Here is a 3753-nt window from a genome sequence, read left to right as displayed (position 1 = left end):
ACAACCGATATCCCTCTTGAATCATCGGAGTAGATCGCCCCGTAAACACATACATCAAGACAGTTGCCGCAGCCTGTGCAGTAAGCTTCCAGAATTTCGGTTACTTTAACTTCGGGAATAAGTTTCTCGCCCGGGATCAGTCTTGTAAGTATCTGGCCGGCGGACGCTCTTGCGAACTGCATCGAATCGGAGACACCCTTGGGGCCATGAGCCGTTCCTACGATGAAGACACCATCCGTGGATGTTCCCACCGGATTTGTCATCTTGTGCACTTCTTGGAAAAAGCCGGATTCATCCAGAGGAACGGTAAGAAGATCCGCCAGTTCTTCCGTATCAGCTGATGGTTCCATCGCGGGGGCAAGGACTACCATATCGAAGGATTGCTCGCCTTTTTCACCGTTCATCTTTTCGAAACTGACATCGGTACCTTTTGTACTGATATCTTTTATGCGGATGAATGTAACACCGTCTGCCTCAGCCTCGTTGTAGCGTTCCTGATCATCCTTCTGTGGAAGACAGAGATCTCTGTAGAATTCCGTTACCTGAATATCAGGGGACTGATTTTTAAAAAATCCTGCCAGCTTCATCATGTAACTGCAGCATATTCCGGAACAGTAATTCTTCTCTTCTCTTCCAACGCAGTGAATCAGGGCTACCGAAGAGGGTTTCATACCGGAGCGCAGTTTAGCTTCGCCTTCTCCTGAGAACATCTTTTCGATTGAAATAGAGGTATACACTTCGTCCGATTCTGAGTAGCTGTAGTTATCGCTGTTCGCCGGTTCGAAAAGTTCGCTGCCTGTCGCCACTACAATCGCGCCTGCCATTATCTCCGTTGTTTCAGCGTTTTCTTTTGATACAAGCTCTATCTCAAAATTGCCCAGAAAACCGATAACGGTCTCAACCCTTGTATTCAGAAAGAGTCTGATATTTTTATCTTCCGTAACTGATTCCATCTTCTTTTTAACTACTTCGCCCTGTCCTGGAAGCAATCCTGAAAGATCAATAGATACTCCGCCGAGCCGGTCTGTCTTCTCCACCAGGAATACCCGTCTATCCTCGCCTGAAAGCGAAAGAGCAGCTTCCATACCTGATATTCCGCCCCCTATAACGAGAACATCCGGGTTGATGTCCAGTGGTTTTTCGAACAGTTCGGATTGACGAAGAACCCTTGCGATTCCTCCGCGGATATAACTGAATGCTTTCTCGGTAGCTTTTTCTTTGTCGTCTATCACCCAGGTGCAGTGCTCCCGGATGTTGATGATCCTGTATAGATAAGGATTAAGGTCTGTTTTCTCGCATATACTCATGAAAGTCGAGTCATGATCGCGCGGAGAGCAGGCGCCTACAACCAGATGCGTGAAGCCGTTGCTCTTTATTTCCTCCTCGAGGAATTCCTTACCCGGGCCGGAACAGAGGAATCCGTACTTTTTAACAACCAGCTCAACGTCCTGATAATCATCGAGTTCTGAAAGATCGGCAAGAATTTTATCAAGATCAACTTTTCCCGCGATGTTGGGTCCGCATTCACAAACGTAAACCCCGACCTTCGCTCTCAATTTTTTATCCTGACCCGATTCCCGCATTTCAAAATCTTTCATGAGCCGGAAACCCCGGATGTTACAATACCCATAACCTGTCCTGCGGCGGATTCCGCCTGTATGACCGAGTTCTGAATATCCTTCGGACCTTCAGCGGTACCGGCAACGAATACCCCTCTTCGAGAGGTTTCCATGGATCCGCTTCCATCCAGCACTGTCGCGATGAATCCCCGGGAATCAAGATCAACTCCGGCAACTTCCGCAAGTGGAGCGGCATCATCGCCCGGAACAAGAGCGGCTGCAAGTATCACCATATCCACATTCAATTCTTCCATGGCTCCAGCTGCATCCGGATAGGCTACCTTCAGTCCCGATTCATTCTCCGATACCTTAACATCCTCGATAGACGAAGTGTAGAGCATCTCGGTATCTGCCCCGTCAACACTTTTGTAAAAACTCTGGTAACTTTTTCCAGGGACACAAATGTCCGAATAGATATTAAAAACATGGGCTGACGGTATTTTATGCTTCAGGAATCTTGCGAATTTAAATGAATACATGCAGCAGACAGCTGAGCAATACTTTTTTTCTTTACGTCCGGCACAATGAATCACCGCTATGCTTTCCGGAATCTTTTCAGACCCACGGAGCACTATTTCACCAAGAGTCGGGCCGTTCGATGCGAACAGTCTCTCAAACTCCATCGGAGCGTATACTCCAGGCAAAGTACCATATCCAAGGTTCGGAAGAGTTGAAAGATCGATAGTAGCTGAGCCGGTTGCCAGTATGACAGCTCCGACTTTAATCTCCATAACTTCATCGCTGTCATCAAGGTTGATTGCCTCAAATGCGCAGGATTCAACGCAGAGGTTGCACTCCTCTTTTCCCAGAAGCTTAAGACAATGTTCGGAATCGATTACTGGAACATTCGGCAGCGACCCGGAACAGGGAACGTATATGGCTTTCCTGTCAATCAGGTTTTCTTCCCATTCGTTTTTAAGGGATACCGGACAGGGTTCATAACACATCCCGCATCCGATGCAATCGGTCAGACTGACGTATCTGGCTTTCTTTCTAATAACGACACTGAAATCCCCCGCACTGCCTTCGATCTTTTCAACAACGCTGTATGTGAGGGTTTCTATATTCGGATTTTGCAGTACATCCTGCTGAATGGGAGCTACCATGCAGGTGGAACACTCGAGATTGGGAAAGCTCTCCTCGTTCTTGATGACCTTACCGCCGATGATTGGCAGCTTTTCCACAAGGTAAACCTTATTGGAAGCTCCGGCGAGCATTAGACTCGCCTTCATTCCGGCGATTCCGGCACCTATAACAAGAATGTTCCCGGTCTGAGGCATATATTGTCTACTCTCTGTCAAAAACGAGTACTGTTTTTAATGGGATTCGGTCCGAGTTCCTTTATCTTCTCCGTGAATTCGCCTACAACTTCTGCATAGCGTTTTCCCTCTGCCGCAGATACCCAGGAGAGCTGCAGCCTGTCAGGGTCGAGATTAACCGTATCCATAACCTTTTTCAGCAGCGCGAATCTTCGCCTGGCGTAATAATTACCCTCTCCGTAGTGACAGTCACCAGGATGGCATCCCGCGACTAGAATACCATCAGCTCCCTTGAAAAAGGTTGAAAGAAGAAGGTTATGGTCGATCCTGCTGGAACACATAACCCTTATCACAGAGAAGGAGGGTGGAAGTTCAAGTTTTGAAGAACCGGCAAGATCTGCAGCTGCATAGGTACACCAGTTGCAAAGAAACCCCACGATTGAAGGAACGAATTCTACTCCTGCCTTCTCTTTCATTCTCCCCCGTTAACAGCTTGCCTGTGAATTAACAGACTTACAGCATTGTCTGTTTCTTCTGATTATTCAGTAAGTAGTGATTGCTCAATACGAGATCAACTTTTTCAGAGTTAAATCAAGCCTGAAAAAACAAAATTCAAATATTCGAATATCCGAATATTTAAAATATGCGAAGACCTATGTCAACATCCATTTTTTTTCAATTCAGAAATCGATGATTTCATTAAGCAATAAAAATATATTCTCATTTTGAGACAGTCAAACCCGGATTACTCGTAAATATCTTGACAGCAGGCTAAAATAGTTCTATTTTCCTCGTCCCTGGCGGTGTAGCTCAGTTGGCAGAGCAGCGGAATCATAATCCGCGGGTCGGGGGTTCAAGTCCCTCCGCCGCTACCA

At 46.7% G+C, this 3753-nt stretch carries 3 protein-coding genes and 1 tRNA gene; 1 reads left to right on the top strand and 3 read right to left on the bottom strand.

Features of this window, described 5'->3' with window-relative positions; all coding sequences use genetic code 11:
* The 3 genes from K8S15_03715 to K8S15_03705 all read right to left on the bottom strand — a co-directional run.
* Positions 1-1598, bottom strand: a 1598-nt coding sequence (locus tag K8S15_03715) for an FAD-dependent oxidoreductase (protein ID MCD4775140.1), incomplete at its 3' end; no start/stop codon positions are given.
* The gene (locus tag K8S15_03710; protein ID MCD4775139.1) at positions 1595-2899 is read right to left on the bottom strand and encodes an FAD-dependent oxidoreductase; all 1305 of its coding nucleotides are present in this window, start codon (positions 2897-2899) and stop codon (positions 1595-1597) included. The genes K8S15_03715 and K8S15_03710, both read right to left, overlap by 4 nt.
* A gap of 17 nt (positions 2900-2916) precedes the next feature.
* Entirely contained in the window at positions 2917-3354 is a 438-nt protein-coding gene (locus K8S15_03705) for a hydrogenase iron-sulfur subunit (protein ID MCD4775138.1), read from the bottom strand.
* A 323-nt stretch (positions 3355-3677) separates the two neighbouring features.
* Between K8S15_03705 and K8S15_03700 the strand changes: the two genes are divergently transcribed.
* Positions 3678-3753: transfer RNA gene (locus K8S15_03700), tRNA-Met, on the top strand.

The sequence above is a fragment of the Candidatus Aegiribacteria sp. genome, assembly GCA_021108005.1.
Classification (GTDB): Bacteria; Fermentibacterota; Fermentibacteria; order Fermentibacterales; family JCC-6; genus Aegiribacteria.
Note: the sequence above shows the minus strand (reverse complement) of the source record. Positions and strands in the feature narration are given on the sequence as shown.

Excerpts from the sequence above, each read along its gene's own strand:
- K8S15_03710 (MCD4775139.1), bottom strand. The coding sequence starts at position 2,899 with ATGCCTCAGACCGGGAACATTCTTGTTATAGGTGCCGGAATCGCCGGA.
- K8S15_03705 (MCD4775138.1), bottom strand. The coding sequence starts at position 3,354 with ATGAAAGAGAAGGCAGGAGTAGAATTCGTTCCTTCAATCGTGGGGTTT.